The sequence below is a fragment of the Pseudomonas sp. E315 genome (assembly GCF_055406205.1).
Window position 1 is genome coordinate 37,537 of record NZ_JBUZPJ010000008.1, and the last position, 18,599, is coordinate 56,135.

Consider the following 18,599-nt stretch of genomic DNA (forward strand, 5'->3'; position numbering starts at 1 on the left):
ATGAGCCTCTATCAACTGCAAGACAGCATCGCAATTGTTACCGGCGGCTCGTCCGGCATCGGCTTGGCCTGCGCCCAACTGCTGCTGCAAGCCGATGCCGCTGTGGCCATCTGTGGCCGCGACGAAGCACGCCTGCGTAAGGCCGAAATGGAGCTGCGCCAACGCTTTCCTCAAGCGCGGTTGCTGGCGCAGGTGTGCGACGTGCTTGATGCAGACTCGGTTAACGCTTTTGCGTCGGCCAGTCTGGCTGCTTTAGGCCCTGCCAGTGTGCTGATCAATAACGCTGGGCAAGGCCGAGTATCGACCTTCGCTGCCACCACTGACAGCGCCTGGACCGAAGAGCTGAACCTCAAATTTTTCTCGGTCATTAACCCGGTACGTGCCTTCAAAGCCCAACTGCAAGGTGTGCCTAATGCCGCCATCGTTTGTGTGAACTCGTTACTGGCCTGCCAACCAGAACCGCACATGGTCGCTACTTCCGCCGCCCGCGCAGGGGTTAAGAATCTGGTGCGTTCGCTGGCCACCGAATTTGCCAGTGAGGGTATTCGGGTCAACGGCATTCTCATTGGTCTGGTCGAGTCCGGGCAATGGCGGCGCCGTTTCGAAGCCCGCGAAGAGCGAAGCTTGGATTGGGCCCAATGGACCGCTCAGCTTGCGCAAAAAAAACACATTCCCTTGGGGCGCCTGGGCCTGCCGATTGAGGCTGCCCGAGCGATCCTTTTTTTGGCCTCGCCTCTTTCGGCTTACACCACAGGCAGCCATATCGATGTTTCTGGAGGCCTGTCCCGTCATGCGTAATGAAAATACTGTCACCGTTGGCGCTGCCATCACTGCATTTCTTGAACAATGCGACGTCAAAGCTGCATTCGGCGTGATCTCGATCCATAACATGCCGATCCTCGACGCCTTCGCCGCGCGGGGCAACATCCGCTTTGTAATGGCTCGTGGTGAAGCCGGTGCCACCAATATGGCCGACGCCTACGCTCGAACCACCGGTGGTTTAGGCGTTTGCCTGACATCAACGGGCACCGCAGCCGGTAACGCCGCCGGGGCGATGGTCGAAGCACTGACCGCAGGCACACCGCTACTGCACCTTACCGGCCAGATCGAAACGCCTTATCTGGATCAAGAATTCGCGTATATCCACGAAGCCCGCGACCAGTTGACCATGCTCAAGGCCGTCTCGAAAGCGGCCTTCCGCGTGCGCAGCGTTGAGACAGCCCTCAGCACCATCAAACTGGCCGTGCAGACTGCCCTCACCGCACCCACAGGGCCGGTCAGCGTAGAAATCCCGATCGACATTCAGTCGACGTTTATCACCATGCCCACCGACCTGTCCCCTCTTCCGATCGCTGTGGCGGTGCCGTCGCCCGAAGCGCTGGATCTGATGGCCGAGCGTTTGGTCACGGCCAAGCGCCCGCTGTTGTGGCTCGGCGGCGGCGCACGTCATACAGGCCCACACGTTAAGCGCCTATTGGACATGGGCATCGGCGTGATCACCTCGACCCAAGGTCGTGGCGTGGTCAACGAAGATGACGAGCGCTGCCTTGGGGCATTTTCGCAAAACAAACGGGTGGAGCAGTTTCTGCAAAGCTGCGACGCCCTGCTGATCGCGGGTTCGCGCCTGCGCAGTAACGAGACCTTCAAGTACACGCTAAAGCTACCGCGCAATACGCTGCGCATCGACGCCAACCCGGCCATTGAAGGTCGCAGCTACAACAGCGAACTGTTCGTCTGCGGTGATTCGGCGCTGGCACTTGAGGGGCTCGCGGATCGACTGGAAGGCCGGCTACAGATCGATCCGCAATTCTTAGGCGAGCTCAAAACCGTGCGCGAACAATCGCGCACGCAACTGATTGCCGATCTGGGCCCGTATTCGGCGATGGTCGAGCAACTACAAGCAGTTACCGGGCGAAATTTTTCGTGGGTGCGCGACGTGACGCTGTCCAACAGCATCTGGGGCAATCGTCTGCTGACGCTGGTCCATCCTCGCTCTGGCGTACATGCGCTAGGCGGCGGAATTGGTCAGGGGCTGTCGATGGGTATCGGTGCAGCGGTAGCTGCGGCTGAAACCGCGCCAGAACGCAAGGTCTTCGCCCTGGCCGGGGACGGCGGTTTTATCCTCAACCTCGGCGAGCTGGCAACCCTGGTGCAGGAAAACGCCAACGTGGTGATTTTGCTGATGAACGACCAGCGCTACGGCGTCATTCGCAATATTCAAGACGCGGTGTACGGCAGCCGCCACTGCTATGTCGACCTGCACACACCCGATTACACCAAGCTGGCTGAGTCATTGAACCTGCGCCACGGTCTGGTCACTGACCTGAAGAATTTCGCCAGCATCGTCAACAGCGCACTCGCTCAACCCGGCCCCTTCCTGCTGGAAGTCGACATGCTCAGTGTCGGCAACTTCGCAACCCAGTTCGCCGGGCCGCCCAACAGCGAAACCAAAGCGCAAAAAGCCACCGCCTGAGGAGTTCGTCATGCTGCATATCACTATGATCGGCTGCGGCGCCATTGGCATTGGCGTCCTTGAACTGCTGGAGAAAGACCCACAGATGTGCGTCGACTCTGTCATTGCTTCAGCCGGTACCGAAGAGCTGGTGCGCCAACGCTTGGCCAGTTTCAAACAACCGCCACAGGTGCTGACCGCGCTGCCCGCCGACGCACGCCCCGACTTGCTGGTTGAGTGCGCCGGGCACCGCGCCATCGAAGAACACGTACTGCCAGCCCTAGAGCGTGGCATTGCCTGCCTGATCGTGTCAGTGGGCGCGCTGTCCGAAGTGGGCCTGGTGGAACGTCTGGAAGCAGCAGCCGAGCGCGGTCGCACCCGCATCCAATTACTCCCAGGCGCCATCGGGGGCATCGATGCCTTGTCGGCAGCCAAGGTCGGCGGGCTGGAGTCAGTCAACTACACCGGCAAAAAACCGGCGTGTGCCTGGAAAAACACGCCTGCCGAACAGGCCTGTGACTTGGACAGCATTACCCAGGCCACGGTGATATTTCAGGGCAGCGCCCGGGAAGCAGCACGCCTTTATCCAAAAAACGCCAACGTCGCGGCAACCTTGTCGCTGGCAGGTTTGGGCCTTGATCGCACCCACGTAACCCTTATCGCTGACCCGCTGAGTGAAGAGAACGTTCACCACTTCGAAGCGCGCGGCGCCTTCGGCGGCTTCGAACTGAGCTTGCGAGGCAAACCGTTAAAAGCCAATCCGAAGACCTCGGCACTGACCGTGTACAGCGTTGTTCGCGCCTTGGGCAACCACGCTCACGTGATTTCGATTTAGGAAACAGCCAATGACTCTTGAACAGACTTTACCGATTTGCATTGCTGGTGAGTGGCGACTGGGGCGCGGCGAACGCTACGCCACGTATTACCCGGCCACCGGGGCAGCCGTTGCCTGGCTCAATGCTGCCAGTGTCGAGGACGTTGAAGACGCCGTGCAAGGCGCTCATCAGGCGTTTTTGCACAGCGGCTGGGCCCAGCGCAAACCGCACGAACGGGCGAGTGTGCTATACCGCATCGCCGAGCTGATGCGTGAGCGCAGCGAGGCGCTGGCGCAATTACAACGCCAAGACAATGGCAAACCCATCAATGAAACCCGTGCCTTGGTCGCCAGCGCGGCGGGCACGTTTCAATTCTTTGCCTCGGCCTGTGAAACCCTCGAAGAAACCATCACGCCGTCTCGAGGTGATTTCATCAGCATGAGTGTTTACGAGCCAATGGGGGTGATTGCGGCAATCACACCGTGGAACTCACCGATTGCCAGTGAAGCCCAAAAGGTTGCGCCAGCACTGGCGGCGGGCAACGCAGTAGTGATCAAACCCGCAGAAATCACCCCGTTAATGGCGCTGCAATTGGCCCACATCTGCGAAGAAGCCGGGTTGCCCAAAGGCCTGCTCAGCGTGCTGCCGGGCAAGGGGACATTGCTCGGTGATGCGCTAACCCGCCACCCGTTAGTCAAGCGTGTGTCGTTCACCGGTGGCACCAAAACCGGCAAACACATCGCCCACATTGCCGCCAACAAAATGATGCCGGTGTCGCTAGAGTTGGGCGGTAAGTCCCCCACGATCGTACTCGATGACGCCGACCTTGATCATGCAGTGGCCGGGGTGCTGTACGGCATCTTTAGTTCTTCGGGCGAAGCTTGCATCGCTGGCTCGCGCTTGTTTGTCGCTCGCGCACTGTACGAGCCATTTATGGCCCGACTGGTGGCTGCCGCCGCCGAATTGCGCGTTGGTGACCCGGCGGATGAACGCACACAAATGGGCCCTCTGATAAGCGCGGGGCACCGCGAATCGGTTGAGCGCTATGTCGCGCTGGGGTTGGCCGAGGGCGGGCGTTTACGGCTGGGCGGCCAACGCCTGAGCGGTGGCCTGTATGACCAAGGCTTCTACTACCCGCCGACCATTCTTGAGGGTTTGAACAACCACCAACAGGTGTGCCAAGAGGAGATCTTCGGGCCGGTGTTGATTGCCATGCCATTCGATGATGAAGCGCAATTGCTTCAACAGGCCAACGACAGCCTGTACGCCTTGGCGGCAGGTATTTGGACCCGCGACTACAAGCGCGCTTGGGCGCTGAGCCGACAAATTCAGGCGGGCACGGTCTGGATCAACACTTACAAACAATTTTCGATTTCTACGCCATTTGGCGGCTGGCGCGACAGCGGTTTGGGCCGTGAAAAAGGCCGGCTCGGCATCCAGCAGTACATGGAACAAAAAAGCCTTTATTGGGGCATGAACCCGCAGCCACTGGCCTGGGCCGGTGTGCAACAAGAGGTAGTGTAATGAGCGTTTTAGGCATTGATGAAGTTACCTATGGCGTCGAGGACCTTGAGACCAGTGTTCGGTTCTTCAAAGACTGGGGGCTGACCAAAGTCAGCGAGCAACCTGACGAAGTCATCTTCGAAACCCTCAACGGCTGTCGCATCGTATTGGCCGATATCAACAAGCCCGGCCTGCCACCCGCCATCGAGGCGGGCTCGACCGTGCGCGAAGTGGTCTGGGGCGTTGCGAGCGAAGCAGACCTCACGCTTTACAGCGAACGTATTGCCAATGATCCCGGCTTTATCGAAGCCAGCGGACGCATTGGTTGCACCGACCCCAACGGGTTGGCGATCCGCTTACAAGTGACGCGCAAACGCGAGTTGAACATCGAGTGCAGCGGCCACAACACGTGGCAAACCAAGGGCCGGATCAACAAGGCGGCGCCCGTCTACGAACGTGCAACGCCCATTGAAGTGGGCCATGTGGTGTTTTTCGTCAAGGACGTAAACGCCTGCGAAGCCTTCTATCACGAACGATTTGGCTTTCAGGCCTCAGATCGCTACCCGGATCGCGGCGCCTTTCTGCGCACCGCCGAAGAAGGGGGCCACCATGACCTGTTCATGCTGCAACTGCCCGCCCCTCGCGCGGGCCTGAACCACGTGGCCTTCACCGTGCGCGATGTGCACGAAGTATTTGGCGGCGGCATGCACATTTCCCGCAGCGGCTGGGCAACAGAAATCGGCCCGGGGCGGCACCCTGTTTCATCGGCGTTCTTTTGGTATTTCAAGAACCCGGCCGGTGCGCTGGTTGAGTACTACGCCGACGAAGACCAACTGACCGGCGAATGGCAGCCACGTACCTTCGAACCCGGGCCTACGGTGTTTGCCGAATGGGCAATCGCAGGCGGGATCGACGGCAATACGCGACGTCAGCAAAACATCGAGGCGCCACTAGGCAAGTTTCTCACCGACAAGCCGAAACCCTGAGCCCAAACCCGGGAGCCAAACATGAGCGAATCCTTGCTGGTGACCGTGCTGCTCAAGCACGACCAATCGAAAAACCTGCAAGCCATCCAGCAGCACATGAAACAGCAAGACTGGTGGGAGTGTTTCCCTCCGCAAGGCGTTGAGGTGATGTCCTGGACCGTTGCAATGGGCTTGGGCCAGATCGTCACGTTGCGGCTGCCCCCACGCTTGCTGGCGACACTTAACGTTGAGCTGGAACGCTCGGCTTGGGGCGTATTCAGCACCGAAGTTTTCCCCACGTATGACTTTGTTCCCGTGCGCGAAATGATCCGCGAACGGGTACGCAAAGGAGGCCAATAAAATGAGCAATAACCAACCCTACTTGCAACAGCATCAGGCCCGGAAACGTCCAAACACTCAGTTTGAAGAGTTGCTCGGAGACTCGATCGAACGCGCGTTTAGTAATGGCGTCAGCGAATTGCCTGACCTGCTCGCCCACCTGAATCTGGCTGGCCCACCTTGCCCGCTGACCACAGGAGAGTGGACACCGCAGGCCTATACAACCTTGATGGCTCGGCTGGGCGAATGACCCGCCGGAGGAAAATAAGAAATGAACATGAATACAACCGTTGACCCTGTAGAAAACCTCTTGGCAAATGGCTTAAAGAACCTCTGGTTCCCGGTTTTGCCTTCCGACCAGTTGGGCGAAAAGCCTGTGTCAATTCGTCGACTGGGCTACAAAATTGCCCTGTGGCGTGACAATGATGGACGCGTGCATGCGTTAGAAGATCACTGCCCCCATCGCGGAGCGCCCTTGTCGCAGGGGCCAGTGTTGGGCGACCGCTTGCAATGTCCTTATCACGGTGTCGAAGTGCGTTGCGACGGCACCGTCACTAAAGTTCCCGGTAGCCCCGGCTGCAAGCTTGAGAGTAGCCGCCCGACGCGGATGTTCCATGCTCGCGAAGTGGCGGGCGCAATCTTTTTGTACAACGCGGCAGACCCGCATCTGGACACCCCACCCGAACTGGCCCTGCCCGAGCAACTGACCTCACCGTTGTGGAGCAGCTTCGTGTGCTACGCCGAGTGGAAAGGCGACTATCGTTACGTCATCGATAACGTAATGGACCCGATGCACGGCACTTACCTGCACAAAATGTCGCACTCCATGAGCGAAGGCGAAGCGACTGCCAAGTTCGTTACACGCGACACCGACAATGGTTTCTTCTTCGAAAAAGAAGGCCAGCGCGGGGTCAACTTCGACTGGACCGAGTTTATGGATGACAGCTGCCACTGGTTGCGTCTGGAAATTCCGTATCCGAAAACCGGTGGTCCGGGCGGTAACTTCACCATCATCGGCAGTTACACCCCTAGCAGCCCTTCATTGTCAGCCGTGTTCCATTGGCGGTGCCGCCCATTAACCGGCTGGCAGCGCGATACGTGGCGCTTCCTTTACAAGAACCGTCTGGAAGCACGCCACTGGGCAGTGCTGGAACAGGACCGGTTGCTGCTCGAATTCATGGAGCCGGACGCCAACCAACGAGAAAACCTCTACCAACATGACCTCGGTGTGGTGCGTCTGCGCCGTTACCTGAAAAACGCGGCCAAGGCTCAACTGGAGCTGATCGACGCGAAGCAGTTGTCATGAGCCCAGCCGTGCAGCGCATTCAAGCCGGCTCATTGAATGAGCCAGCGAGCAACACCTGGACGAATGCGTTGCTGATCGGCAACGACGTGGTGATGTCCGGCATGACCGGGCATCCCGCCACGCGTCACGCGGTTGAGTCCGGCACCCCACTGGGCACCTACGCCCAAACCCTGATCGTATTGAAAAAAGTTCAAGCTCTGGTCGAGGCGGCGGGCGGGCATGTCGGTAACATTTACCGGTTAACGGTGTATGTCACCGACATCTCAGACAAGGACGAAGTGAGCAACGCACGGCGTGATTTTTTTGCCCATCAGGCGGTGTTCCCGACGTCCACGCTGGTGCAAGTCAATGCGTTGGTATTTCCCGAACTGCGGGTGGAGATCGAGGCCAGCGCGCGCCTTGACCTCGACTTGCGAACTGTCGAAAAGAGGTGACCGATGTCCCACTCCTCCCCCCTCAACGCGCTCGTACATACCTTGCGTTATGAAGCACAAGGCATCATCAGCGTGGAATTGCGGCCCTATGGCGATACCGTATTCGCGCCGTTCGAAGCCGGTTCGCACATTGACCTGCATTTACCCAATGGCTTGGTGCGCAGTTATTCGCTGCTCAACTCACCGAGCGATCAAGGCCGTTATGTGGTCGGTATCCTTCGCGACCGGAGCAGCCGTGGGGGCTCGCAATATGTGCACGAGCAACTGCGGGTCGGCATGCAACTGTCGATTTCTTCGCCGCGCAATAACTTTCAGCTCGACCCCAACGCCAGACACAGTGTGTTGGTGGCAGGTGGCATTGGCATTACCCCGATCTACTGCATGTTTCGCCAGTTGCTGGCACTGGGTAAGTCCGCCGAGCTGATCTACTGCGCCCGTACACGACAGGAAGCGGCATGGGTGCAAGAACTCAGTGAGTTGGACGCAAAAGTGGTCTACCACTTCAACGATGAAAAAGGTGTGCCGCCAAATTTGAGCGCTTACTTGGCGGATCAGCACCGCGACACGCATTTTTATTGCTGCGGCCCGACGCCAATGCTTGATGCCTTCGAAAACACCTGCGAAAGCCTCGGCTACCCTAATGCACATATCGAACGTTTTGCCGCAACTGAACTGCCACCGTCCGAAGATGCACAAAGTCGTTACAGCGTTGAGTTGAAAAAAACCGGCAAGACTTTGTCAATTGAGCCCGGACTGAGTTTGCTTGACGCGCTGCTAGAGGCGGGTTGTGACATTGAGTACAGCTGTCGCGAAGGGGTGTGTGGCTCGTGCGAAACACGGGTATTGGAGGGGGACATTGATCATCGCGATGGTGTCCTGACCAAAGCCGAGCGGGCGACTAATACATCCATGATGGTGTGTGTGTCCGGCTGTAAAAGTGCGCGCCTGGTGCTCGACTTATAACCTTTATTTCGATTCATACATAAAACAGGCCAGCATGATTGTTGGCCTTTTTTTAGGCGCGTGAAATAAATACGCACAGGTAACGTGCAATTTAGTTACTTCTTACTCCTCCCGTTTCACGGGCAATACAAGAACATATGCCCCCCCTATAAATCATTGCTTTTTCTACACTTACTGCCTAGCCCAGCCACAACCAGACGGTGGCATAGTTCCTGCTTTATCAACCCTGAATCCATCATTAATACGCTGTATTACCTACGAAACAGCGAATATAAAAAGCACTTTAAATCAGCAACGCCTTAACCACCTGCCTATTGCCACTTTATAGGCAAGCGTAAAAGTGTTGCCCATCACTTTGCAGTGCTCAACTTTGCAGGGAAAACCAACATGAAAAAATCCGTAGCATGTCTGGGCTTAATGTTCTGGAGCGTCATAAGTTTCGCAAGTGAAACAGGCCCTGCTGTATCAGCAGCACCGGCGACCGTTAAAAAGCCGTTTCCGCATATTGCCTGGCGCAGTGATGATGGCGATACCCGTTTGGATATCGGCGGTGCTTTGCGCATTAACTACCGTGACGAACATTGGGAGACCACACAAAATAATAGTCGATTGCTGTTCGATACTTTTCGCGTTGATATACAGGCGAGTCACAAAAACCTGTTCAGTGATGTGGGCTATTGGTTTCAAGATGACGGCAAGCGCTCTATTGATCGTGGCTTTGTAGGCTATCAGCTGAACAGCCAATCAAATATACAACTGGGCGCGCCGCTCAAACCGTTCGGCGTGGAACCCTACCCACAATTTGGCTGGAGTTATCACCTGCCCTTTTTTATGGGTTACGGTGTTAGCGCAGGCTCAGGCTTGAAGTACAGCTACAAGGATCAGGATTGGGACCTGCAACTCGGTTACTTTGCGCGCATGCTGCCTTCCGACATCCGCTACTCGCCGGAAGTTGGGCGCTACGCCGACCTCAAGGACAATGCGATCCCCTTCACGCAATCGCTTCAGAACAATGAAAAACGCAACCAGCTCAATGCCCGGGTTGCGCGAACCTTCACTAACAATGGCTGGAAAGCCGAAGTGGGTGCATCGCTAGCAACCGCCGAATTGTATAACGCCACCACCAAAGACAACGGCGACTACTGGGGCGGCGGCGTTCACGCCATCATCAATGCTGGCCAGTGGACTGTGACCACTCAAGGCATTCGCTATGCGTATGATCCTAAAAACCCGGCAGGTGTCAGTAAAGACTCAGTGCTAATGGGCGCCAATGGCCTGACCCCTGCCTATTTGATCGCCTCCAAAGCCACCATTGCCTCGCTCAATATTGGCTACGACATCCCCACACCTCAGTTGGGACAACTAAAGAAGATCAAGCTGTACAACGATTACAGCCGCATGATGAAAGACAAGAGCGGTTGGGATGACTCGCAAATGTACACCGTCGGTATGCAGTTTCTGGCGATGCCCGTCATGGGCTGGATTGACCTGACTTGGGCACAAAATGCCAACCCATTTGGCGGAGCAGAAAACGGTACAGGCTTCACCAACACACAGTCGAGCGGAAGTAATAAGTGGTACTACCGCACGAACGTCAATATTGGATATTACTTTTGATGTGCGGGTAACAATGGCTGCCGAAGGAGCTCTATCCGTCGGCAGCTTTAATTTCTGGCGACTTGGCCCGTGACCAGAGGGTTGCGCTCACCACACATGGGGCAAGGTTTAATCTTAAACATCCAGCGAAATATCCCTGCCAGATGCGGACCAAACCTACAGACACGCCATTTTCAACATGACAAAACTCCCTTCACCTACAACAAACCTGCATTTAGACCCTTTCGTCCTCCGACCCAGGTGATAACTATGGAAATCAGGCATCTGCGATATTTTTTGGCTGTTGCCGAAGAACTGAACTTTACCCGGGCTGCTAAACGCGTCCACATTGAGCAGTCACCTTTGTCTCGGGCAATAAAGTGTCTGGAAGATGACTTAGGCGTCCCCCTGCTAAAACGTAATTGCCGAAGTTTGGAGCTCACGGTTGCCGGGCACATTTTTAAAGAACAAAGCTTGAATGTATTGGCTGCGCTTAATGAAGCCAAACAGCACGTCATTCAGGGCGTCGAGTCTGGGTTAAAACGGGCGATTGAGCCGGTGATTGAACAAAGAACAGACCAACTGCACTACAAAGGTTTTTATGGCTCGATTGAACTCAACACGACGGATAACGTGCTGTTCGGGAAACTGATTTTTTTGCGCCCATTCATCAGCTACAAAGGGCAAACTGCCGCGCAACTGTACAGCGCATTTAAAGATGCCGTTGATCATTACCTCATAACCTCCCTCAGCGAACCCACAGTCAGTTCGCGCCATATATGCCTTGAGCAAGAACTTTACAACACCGCACAAACGATGGCTCATCCGTTGCACATGAGCGTTACACAGTGGGTTCATTACGCATTAAAGGGGTATGTGCAAAAGAGCAAACAGAAATAATACGTGTCGTCAGAGCACATCACGCTTGAGCAAAAATGCACGAATTTCATCAATCGCCGTGTCTGGACTTACTTGGCACGTGACCCACCCCAAGCGCCTGGCAGCTTCGATGTTTTGTGCCAAATCATCGAAAAAAATAATCTGCGCTCCCGCAAAACCACTCAACCTTTCAAGCCGTGTATAGAACTGCACATCGGGTTTGGCACAGTGCTGCTCAAAAGACAGCAATCTGAAATCGCATAATTTGAATACACCAAAGCGCTCCAAATACCCCCAATGGCAGGCATTAATATTTGAAAGCAGTGCCAATGTGTAGCCCTTGTCGTGCAGTTGGCCAAGCAATGCTGCTGCGCCCGGTTGTAAGCCTTCAATGCGTTGATGAACAAACCATGACTCAATGTCTGACAAGCTCCAAGTCCATTCAAACAGGTGCTCTAGGGCCGTAAAAAACACTGTCGACTCCAATGCCCCCAGACCGTACAACTGAGTGAGGCGCTGATACTCCTTTTTCTGCAGTTCTGACTCAAAGCGCGCATGGGCCTTTAGCCGTACAAGCACGTTACCCAAGTCAAAACAAATGAGTGGGGGCATGGCTGAGTCCTACCCATGTTCGGTTGCGCTAAATGTTCGAAAAATACCCTGTTCCCCGGCTTCGGCATCTGCGATTCGCACTTGTGTATTCACCCGCATCGGCTGTGGCAGCGCATCCAGAGAGAAGAACCCCACTTCAGCAATTTCACCATCAGGCGCCCACGGCCCCCGTTCGCTGATCGAACACACGAAAGAAATCACCAGATCCGATTTATGAGGCGCGCAATAAATGCCCACAAGTCGCTCGACGATCACGTGGTAGCCCGTCTCCTCCAAAACCTCGCGAACCACCCCATCTTCAGGAGACTCGTTGTCTTCAAGTCGGCCACCTGGGGTGGTCCAGCCATAGGGAGGGTAATTGCGCCTCACACACAGCACCTCACCCGTCTGATTAAAAATTGAAGCAAATACACCGATGGTGGTCATGACAAACGCCCCCCAGTGCTCGAAGTGCCTTTTAGGCTCGCGCCCGCTCGCCAGCCCTGAGAGGGCGCTTCGCCTTGTACGTAAGCCGGATTGCCATAGGCCAGGTTGTTGGCGCCGATATCACGTGTGACTACTGATCCGGCCCCAATAAAGGCGCCCTCTCCAATCGTGACATGGCCTAACAATGTGCAGCCGCTGCCGATTTTAGAGCCTTTGAGCATTCGCGGCGCGCACAAGCTCTCCCCGTCCCGCCAGCGCATTTCATTGTCATTGACGGTGACAACACGGGCGCCAATCTGCACGTCATCTGCAATGATGCAGCCGCCAGTGATATGAGTAAGCGCTGAAATACGCACCCGATTACCCACCTGTGCATCCCGTTCGATACACACCAGATGTGAGATCACACTGTCGCAGCCGATTTTTACACCTGCGCGAATCACGCACTGATGACCAATCACCGTACCGGCTCCAATCTCAACCCCTGAACACACCACAGCACCAGCCCGGATACACACCCTGTCGCCAAGGGTGACCATGCCACAACTGAGGCCATTGTCTTCGGTTGGAATAAACATCACCTGTTCGCTGATGCTGACGTTCTCGGCAAAAGTGACCAAGCCTAAACGCTCGGCCTCCCACAACGTCATCGCTTCATTTACTACCATAGCTGGCGCTCCCTTATCATCGATTGAGGGCCTGCATAACGACCCAAAGATTGGCTGTACAGACTTTCACCCAGCAGCCCACGTGCCACCTGACCTCGAAGCACATCGCACGTACCGTCAGCAATCCTGAGTCCCAGCAGATCGCTCAATACTTTCCCCAGACCGTTATCCGCCACATACCCCTGCGCTCCGTGAACCAACATGGCCCACTGCACAGCCGCAATCGCCGCCTCTACGCTTTCGGCTTTGACCATCGCCGCATCGACATAGCTGTAGAGATGCCGATCCAGCCGTTGCGCAACGCTTTGCACTAACAACCAAGCCATATGTAGATGAGCGGCATGCTGGGCGTATGCCTGCTGAAGATGGGTGAAACGACCAATGGGGCCATCGAACGCGTGGCGGGTCTGCAAGCGCTCTTTGACATGATCAAGCGCCGTTTGCGCAGCCCCTATCGCGGTAGCCGCCACGCAACACCGCCAAAATGAAAAGTGCGTTGTAAACAGACTAAACCCTTGGCCCTCACCCCCCACGCGATGGCATTTGGGGACAAACACCTCATTGAGTTCCAGCGCGCCCCACGAGCAACCGTGCAAGCCCAATGAGGGAATGTCACGAATCACAACCCCTTTTGCGCCAGCAGGTACCAGAAAGACGCTCAGCCCACGGGCCAAGTCCGGGACGTTGGCAAACACGATGTAAAGGTTTGCCTGTCGCAGGCGTGAGACGAACTGCTTGCTCCCCTCAAGCCTGTAACCGTCTCGCTCGCGCGTCGCTGTCGTTTGCAAGGCGTGTAAATCTGAACCTGCGCAAGCTTCGGTAATGCACACCGCAGCAAAACTTCGGCCAGATGCAATGCTTTGCAGGGCCTCATGGAATGAATGCCCCTTCACCACGCTCAAAATACGCCCATGACCGAGCCCTGGAACATCGCGCAGATCAAGACTCAAGGCACCAAAAAAACGGAATATTTCCATCATTTTTTCGGCACTGCATATGGGGCTGCGACCACAGTGATCAGAGAAATCCAACTGACAAAGCTCGGGAATCAGAGAGCGCCAAACCACCGGCGAATGAAAGTCAGATGTGCCCTCAAGCGCTTGGAAGCACTCGGACATTCGGGCGCAGGTGCCGGGGTCAAAAAGACGGGAAAGCGTCGATTCACAAAGAAAAGCCATAAAAGGCTCCGTGCTTAATGAGTCAGAGAAGACGCTATGTTTTCTACACCTGCTGCCCACCTGCCACAAATACCTTTCAGGTCTGGCCCCCGACCTGAAAAGGGGGGGAGTTATGGTTGTACGTCACTCGCTGTGCTGAGGCGGCTGTTAACCCGTTGTTGGATTCATGGCTGGCAGTTCATGCCAAGGCAACCCGCTCCATGCGCCTTTTTGGGGTGTTTGCAACAAGGTCAGGCTGTTGTCGTCAAAGTGACCACCCAATGGGTCTGCTCTGAAAGCCAGAACCCACTGCTGACGCCCTGTGATGAAGGCTTGACCCAATTCATTCCAGCTGTTGAAGCAGTCTTGTGCACGCTGCGCATTAAGCAGCAGGATGCGCCAGCCTGTTTCGGGAGGCAGCCAATCGAACAGCATCGCGCAACGGACTAGAAAAGCCGTGCGCACGCAAGCAAATGCCATAGCTGAACGTGGGTCATCGGTGTGCCCCAGTTGGTCAAGATCAAAGCGAAACCACTGACGTTCGAGCATGGAGGTCAAGTGCTCGCGTATTTGTGCATCGCTCGCCTGATTGCGATAGCCCATTTGATGCAACAGCGGCGCCCTGAAGAACGCTTTGCTCTTATCCTCAAAGCAATGTGTGGCGGGGTCATAGAAGCCTGTCATGCCAATGGCATTGACCATCGGCTCTGCCAACGACAACGCCCAGTGTTTGCGCTCGCTAAAACGCTGAATGGGCTCAACACCCGTGCGAGGGCGTATGACTAACCACAACACCAAAAAGATAAGCAGGAAAATCACAATCGCTGTCATGCCAAATGCCTCATCGGGTTCGTGTTTGCCAGTGCAGAAGGTCGGCTGCCTGCGTCGATGACATATCGACCCACTGTATGCCCTCGGTTCTGTAGTGATGCTCGTCCGACAACCCTGGAGTACGCGCAGCGTTGAGGATGTGACGAGCCGCATATCGCACTGAAGCCGCTTTGGGGGCAACCTGCGTTAACAGCTCAGGCTGCCGGGCAGCCACCAGCCATTCGACCATCGCCGAAGGGGACTGAAGGCGCGAAAACAGTTGCGGGTAAAGGGCTACCAAACGGGTCTGAGCACTCGGGTCAGTGACATCTTCAAGCCGTAGCCACCCGGCTTGTGTGCGCACAATTGCGATGGCAATGCAGTCAGCAGGTGTTTGCTCATCCGTGCCCACAGCATTGAGTAAGGCAAGCAAGGGTGTGTAATAACGCTCAATGGGTGGGCGGTTCTGCTTGCCTTTGACTTGATCGACAGTCAATGCGCCATTGTTTTGTAGCGTGATGCTGACAGTAATGTGCGGCTGATTTTGAGCATCGCGCAGGCTGAAGACCCGCATGTGCCCCTGCTCGACCGCCTGTGCGTAACGTTCGCCATAACCGCCGTCCAGTGCCTTGCGGTTGGCGAACTGCCCTAGGCAATGGCGCATTACATAACTTTCAAAAGCCATTTCTGAGCGCAGCTGTGGGCATTCGGGCACAAACTCAACCCATGTATGGTCGGCACACGTCACTGCAACGCGTAAAGCTTCTGGCTGACTCTTGCGCCAGCCTTGCTCGGCACGAACGGCCATCTGCGCATGTTCTTTTTGCCACAGCTCCAAGGCTTGAGGGCAATTGATGCGATCAAGCTTGCCTTCCAGCGCCGTGCCTTGGCGTGAACCTAGAAACTCGACTAAAAGGGCTTCTTGCTCCACAACCTTGGGGTGGCTGGGGTCGACCCATACTAGCGGTGCGCCCGCAGGATGATGCGTTTGTTTATCTGCGTTGTCGAAATGGCGAATTAACCATGGCGGCAACGGCGCTCCCCCTTGTAACGCCGCGGCATCCTGCACGTCATGGATACGCCGAGCAGGCTCGAAGTTGCTCACCAAGTGGCGATAAAAATGATTCAGCAGCCAGCTTCGAACTGGCTCGGCGTCGCCCCTCGCCTGACTGCGCGCTGTAATCGCTCGTTTGAGCGCATCAGCATTCAGCGCATTGCGAGGGGCATAACCGGTATTGCCGGGCAATGGATTTACTTCCATATCTGCCACCAACTTTTGGTGACAGCGCTCTCGGCGCTTCTCAGCTTTTGAAGAGTCTTGGCAATGTCATGGGCATCAATGACGAGGGGATCCTCATCTTTGGGGCCTATCGCCATCGCACGCTCGTAGTAATCAATTGCCTCAGCCTTGCGCCCCAATGCCTCCAGCATCTTGGCGGCACTAAGCGTGAGTGAGCCGTCGTTCAACGTGTTTACAAACGGCGCATAGCGCTGCCAAAGGGCATCCGCATTTTCGGGATAGGTGGTGGCGATAAATCGCGCTATATCCAGGCGGGTAAACACCGACCAAACACTCAGTTGATAATCACTGATACCTTGTTGCGCCTGCCATTTGAACAGGCGTTCGATCCAGATCAAAATCTCGCCCATACGGTCTTCTGAGTACAGGGCAAAGATCACACGGCCAACGTAATCGTCCGGGTCATGACGGCTGTAGCCGAACTCATTCGCATAGTGCCAGAGCTGTTCACCGGCCTCGATAATGCCGGGATGATCATGCAGATTATCAAGCGCATCCAGAATGCCGTTGTGGTGCTCGGCAAATGGGCTGGCGTCGAGGCCGCGCCTGTGTAAAGCAATGGCTTCGTTATTCAGGTTGCGATTGTGGGCGTAGCGGTACTTGATCGCCAAGTTGTTGCAGAGCATCGAATACAAGTGAGCGCAGGCGTCAAAGGGGTGACCAACACCCGTGGCGAAATATCGCTCCATATGGGCAAGCCCTTGCTCGTAGATAGCACGCTGCACCTCTGCCAGCAGAATATAAGCGTCGTCCTTGTCCCCTTCCGGTAAGGCTTGTATTGTTTTTGCGGCAGTCTCTTCAAACGTGATCGCGTGATTGTAGGCGTCCTTGCCACTGGCAAGCATTGGCATCGGTTGTTTCAGCGCGCCGACGACCCCGTAAACTTGCAGGCGAGCGTCAAACAGACTGTTGGCGGTGCGAAAGTCATGCAACCCACCGGCCTCAATGGCCTGCAGTAACAAGGCTAATTGTGTGGGAGCATCAATCAGTCCTGCATCGCCATCATGCACAGCTGCAAGCCTTATAAACCAAGGGTGCTGCGGCCCGCGTCGTTGCGCCTCAGCCCGAGCCTGTGCATAGAGGTTGTCGTAGTTGCCTGGGTTGGCAGCTGCCAGATGCAAAGCCTCCAACAACGGCGTGGTTGCGCTGGCATCCACAGGTGTCAGCCCAGAAAGCAAAGCCTGCAGAACGTCAGGCCTGATACAGGCGCGCATTACGCACAGTGGCCACCATACTTGTTGATCCTCAAGGTCTTGCAGACGCTCGTGGATCAGGTTTGCAGTACCTGGCCACATGTCTTCAAACTGAAAATAAACATCAGTAAAGGCTCGGCGACCAGCCGCTTGAAGGTCACCACTTTCCATCAACCAAGGCAGTTGGTAGTGGATGAAGTTATTGCTGCCATCGCAATCCAGACACAGAGTCGCTACAGAGCAAATTTCAAGCGCCTTGGCAAGGTTGCCTTGCGCGTAAAGGGCCCGGGCCGCAAGTCGGGCCATGCGCACTTCCCATTCGCGTTGCACTGGCACAGATAACCCAGCCGTCAGGTGCGCAACCGGCTGTTCAAACATGGCCAGACGCAACGGGATGATTTCAATTAACGCCCCTCCCAACCACATCCAGTCGCCTGCATCGATGTCCTGATCCGGCCCTGCCGAACGTAATGCGGCCACGGCTTGCAAAGCAGCAGTACGAGCCTCTTCATCACGATTGTTACGAGCCAGCACCCGCGCACGTCGCTGATACTGATCTGCCAAATCCCATGCACGAAGAGCGCGACGCTCAGAAATGGCGTTGGCCAGTGCAGCGCGCACGTCGATGGCCTTCAAGGCCACTTCAACACCGGCGTACTCGATGTCGTCAAATGTGTGGTGCTGGCGGTAATACTCGACGTCAAATTCCAGGGGTTGAGCCACCCTCTCATGCAGCGTTTCAAGCACCGCCAACAGCGTGGGCTCGTCCTCCAAAAAGTTAGCCAGTCGCAGGCGCATAATCGCCAGATTCATTGCCGGCTCAGAGCGTTCTGAGACCGGCAACGCCTCAAGTATCACCGGAGCATCTTGCTCCAGAACCGCTTGGGCAGCTTGCGAGTCGCCCGCGTTCATCCACAAAACGTGCAAACGATCGACCGAATCCATTGAGTCCGCTTTAAGCGGTTGAGCCCGTAAGCTCGTCAGTAAGGCCTGTGCATCATTTTCCTGACATTCTGCTTCGAGACGATCCATCAACTGTTCCAGTTCGATGCCCGTCATGACGCTGTTCAGATGTGCCACATTCAACTCCATTTGCTGGCAGTACGGCGCCTGTCACCGCCTTGAATTCCGTATAACCGCCACTGCGCCTGAACGCAGGGCGGCTGTATTGCCGGGTTAGA

Annotated in this window: 18 protein-coding genes and 1 pseudogene; 12 read left to right on the plus strand and 7 right to left on the minus strand. The window is 55.9% G+C overall.

Annotated elements, in window-relative coordinates:
• The 12 genes and pseudogenes from ACZRJQ_RS12990 to ACZRJQ_RS13045 all read left to right on the plus strand — a co-directional run.
• Positions 1-798 carry an SDR family oxidoreductase gene (locus ACZRJQ_RS12990; RefSeq protein ID WP_463978748.1) on the plus strand — a complete coding sequence of 266 codons (798 nt, stop codon included), beginning with the start codon at positions 1-3 and terminating at the stop codon, positions 796-798.
• Positions 791-2,473: a thiamine pyrophosphate-binding protein gene (locus ACZRJQ_RS12995; RefSeq protein ID WP_463978749.1), complete on the plus strand. Its 1,683-nt coding sequence runs from the start codon at positions 791-793 to the stop codon at positions 2,471-2,473. The genes ACZRJQ_RS12990 and ACZRJQ_RS12995 overlap by 8 nt, the downstream gene beginning before the upstream one ends.
• A gap of 10 nt (positions 2,474-2,483) precedes the next feature.
• On the plus strand, positions 2,484-3,287 hold the full coding sequence (locus tag ACZRJQ_RS13000) for an aspartate dehydrogenase (RefSeq protein WP_463978750.1): 804 nt from the start codon (positions 2,484-2,486) through the stop codon (positions 3,285-3,287).
• 10 nt (positions 3,288-3,297) lie between these two features.
• A complete protein-coding gene (locus tag ACZRJQ_RS13005; protein ID WP_463978751.1) occupies positions 3,298-4,791 on the plus strand; it encodes an aldehyde dehydrogenase in 1,494 nt (497 codons plus the stop codon).
• Complete coding sequence (locus ACZRJQ_RS13010) at positions 4,791-5,756, plus strand: VOC family protein (protein ID WP_463978752.1); 966 nt, start codon at positions 4,791-4,793, stop codon at positions 5,754-5,756. The genes ACZRJQ_RS13005 and ACZRJQ_RS13010 overlap by 1 nt, the downstream gene beginning before the upstream one ends.
• A gap of 21 nt (positions 5,757-5,777) precedes the next feature.
• On the plus strand, positions 5,778-6,095 hold the full coding sequence (locus tag ACZRJQ_RS13015; protein ID WP_463978753.1) for a hypothetical protein: 318 nt from the start codon (positions 5,778-5,780) through the stop codon (positions 6,093-6,095).
• Between the two features lies 1 nt (position 6,096).
• Entirely contained in the window at positions 6,097-6,324 is a 228-nt protein-coding gene (locus ACZRJQ_RS13020; protein ID WP_463978754.1) for a recombinase-like helix-turn-helix domain-containing protein, read from the plus strand.
• Positions 6,325-6,345: 21 nt separating this feature from the next.
• The gene (locus ACZRJQ_RS13025) at positions 6,346-7,380 is read left to right on the plus strand and encodes a Rieske 2Fe-2S domain-containing protein (RefSeq protein WP_463978755.1); all 1,035 of its coding nucleotides are present in this window, start codon (positions 6,346-6,348) and stop codon (positions 7,378-7,380) included.
• A complete protein-coding gene (locus tag ACZRJQ_RS13030) occupies positions 7,377-7,814 on the plus strand; it encodes a RidA family protein (RefSeq protein WP_463978756.1) in 438 nt (145 codons plus the stop codon). The genes ACZRJQ_RS13025 and ACZRJQ_RS13030 overlap by 4 nt, the downstream gene beginning before the upstream one ends.
• Before the next feature lie 3 nt (positions 7,815-7,817).
• Positions 7,818-8,777, plus strand: coding sequence for a PDR/VanB family oxidoreductase (locus tag ACZRJQ_RS13035; RefSeq protein ID WP_463978757.1), 960 nt, complete (start codon positions 7,818-7,820; stop codon positions 8,775-8,777).
• Positions 8,778-9,164: 387 nt separating this feature from the next.
• The gene (locus tag ACZRJQ_RS13040) at positions 9,165-10,394 is read left to right on the plus strand and encodes a hypothetical protein (protein WP_463978758.1); all 1,230 of its coding nucleotides are present in this window, start codon (positions 9,165-9,167) and stop codon (positions 10,392-10,394) included.
• Between the two features lie 249 nt (positions 10,395-10,643).
• Positions 10,644-10,836: pseudogene (locus ACZRJQ_RS13045) on the plus strand (LysR family transcriptional regulator); the annotation flags it as partial.
• 446 nt (positions 10,837-11,282) lie between these two features.
• Here ACZRJQ_RS13045 and ACZRJQ_RS13050 read toward each other — a convergent pair.
• The 7 genes from ACZRJQ_RS13050 to ACZRJQ_RS13080 form a co-directional block, all read right to left on the minus strand.
• Complete coding sequence (locus tag ACZRJQ_RS13050; RefSeq protein WP_463978759.1) at positions 11,283-11,864, minus strand: HAD family hydrolase; 582 nt, start codon at positions 11,862-11,864, stop codon at positions 11,283-11,285.
• 9 nt (positions 11,865-11,873) lie between these two features.
• Positions 11,874-12,290 carry an NUDIX domain-containing protein gene (locus ACZRJQ_RS13055; RefSeq protein ID WP_463978760.1) on the minus strand — a complete coding sequence of 139 codons (417 nt, stop codon included), beginning with the start codon at positions 12,288-12,290 and terminating at the stop codon, positions 11,874-11,876.
• Positions 12,287-12,958, minus strand: coding sequence for a hypothetical protein (locus tag ACZRJQ_RS13060; RefSeq protein ID WP_463978761.1), 672 nt, complete (start codon positions 12,956-12,958; stop codon positions 12,287-12,289). The genes ACZRJQ_RS13055 and ACZRJQ_RS13060 overlap by 4 nt, the downstream gene beginning before the upstream one ends.
• Positions 12,952-14,136, minus strand: a complete 1,185-nt coding sequence (locus ACZRJQ_RS13065) for an acyl-CoA dehydrogenase family protein (RefSeq protein ID WP_463978762.1) — start codon at positions 14,134-14,136, stop codon at positions 12,952-12,954. The genes ACZRJQ_RS13060 and ACZRJQ_RS13065 overlap by 7 nt, the downstream gene beginning before the upstream one ends.
• Positions 14,137-14,283: 147 nt before the next feature.
• Positions 14,284-14,946 (minus strand): DUF1266 domain-containing protein, encoded by a 663-nt coding sequence (locus ACZRJQ_RS13070; protein ID WP_463978763.1) that lies wholly within the window; start codon positions 14,944-14,946, stop codon positions 14,284-14,286.
• A 10-nt stretch (positions 14,947-14,956) separates the two neighbouring features.
• A complete protein-coding gene (locus tag ACZRJQ_RS13075; RefSeq protein ID WP_463978764.1) occupies positions 14,957-16,186 on the minus strand; it encodes a hypothetical protein in 1,230 nt (409 codons plus the stop codon).
• Entirely contained in the window at positions 16,177-18,498 is a 2,322-nt protein-coding gene (locus ACZRJQ_RS13080) for a hypothetical protein (protein ID WP_463978765.1), read from the minus strand. The genes ACZRJQ_RS13075 and ACZRJQ_RS13080 overlap by 10 nt, the downstream gene beginning before the upstream one ends.
• Between the last annotated feature and the right edge of the window lie 101 nt (positions 18,499-18,599).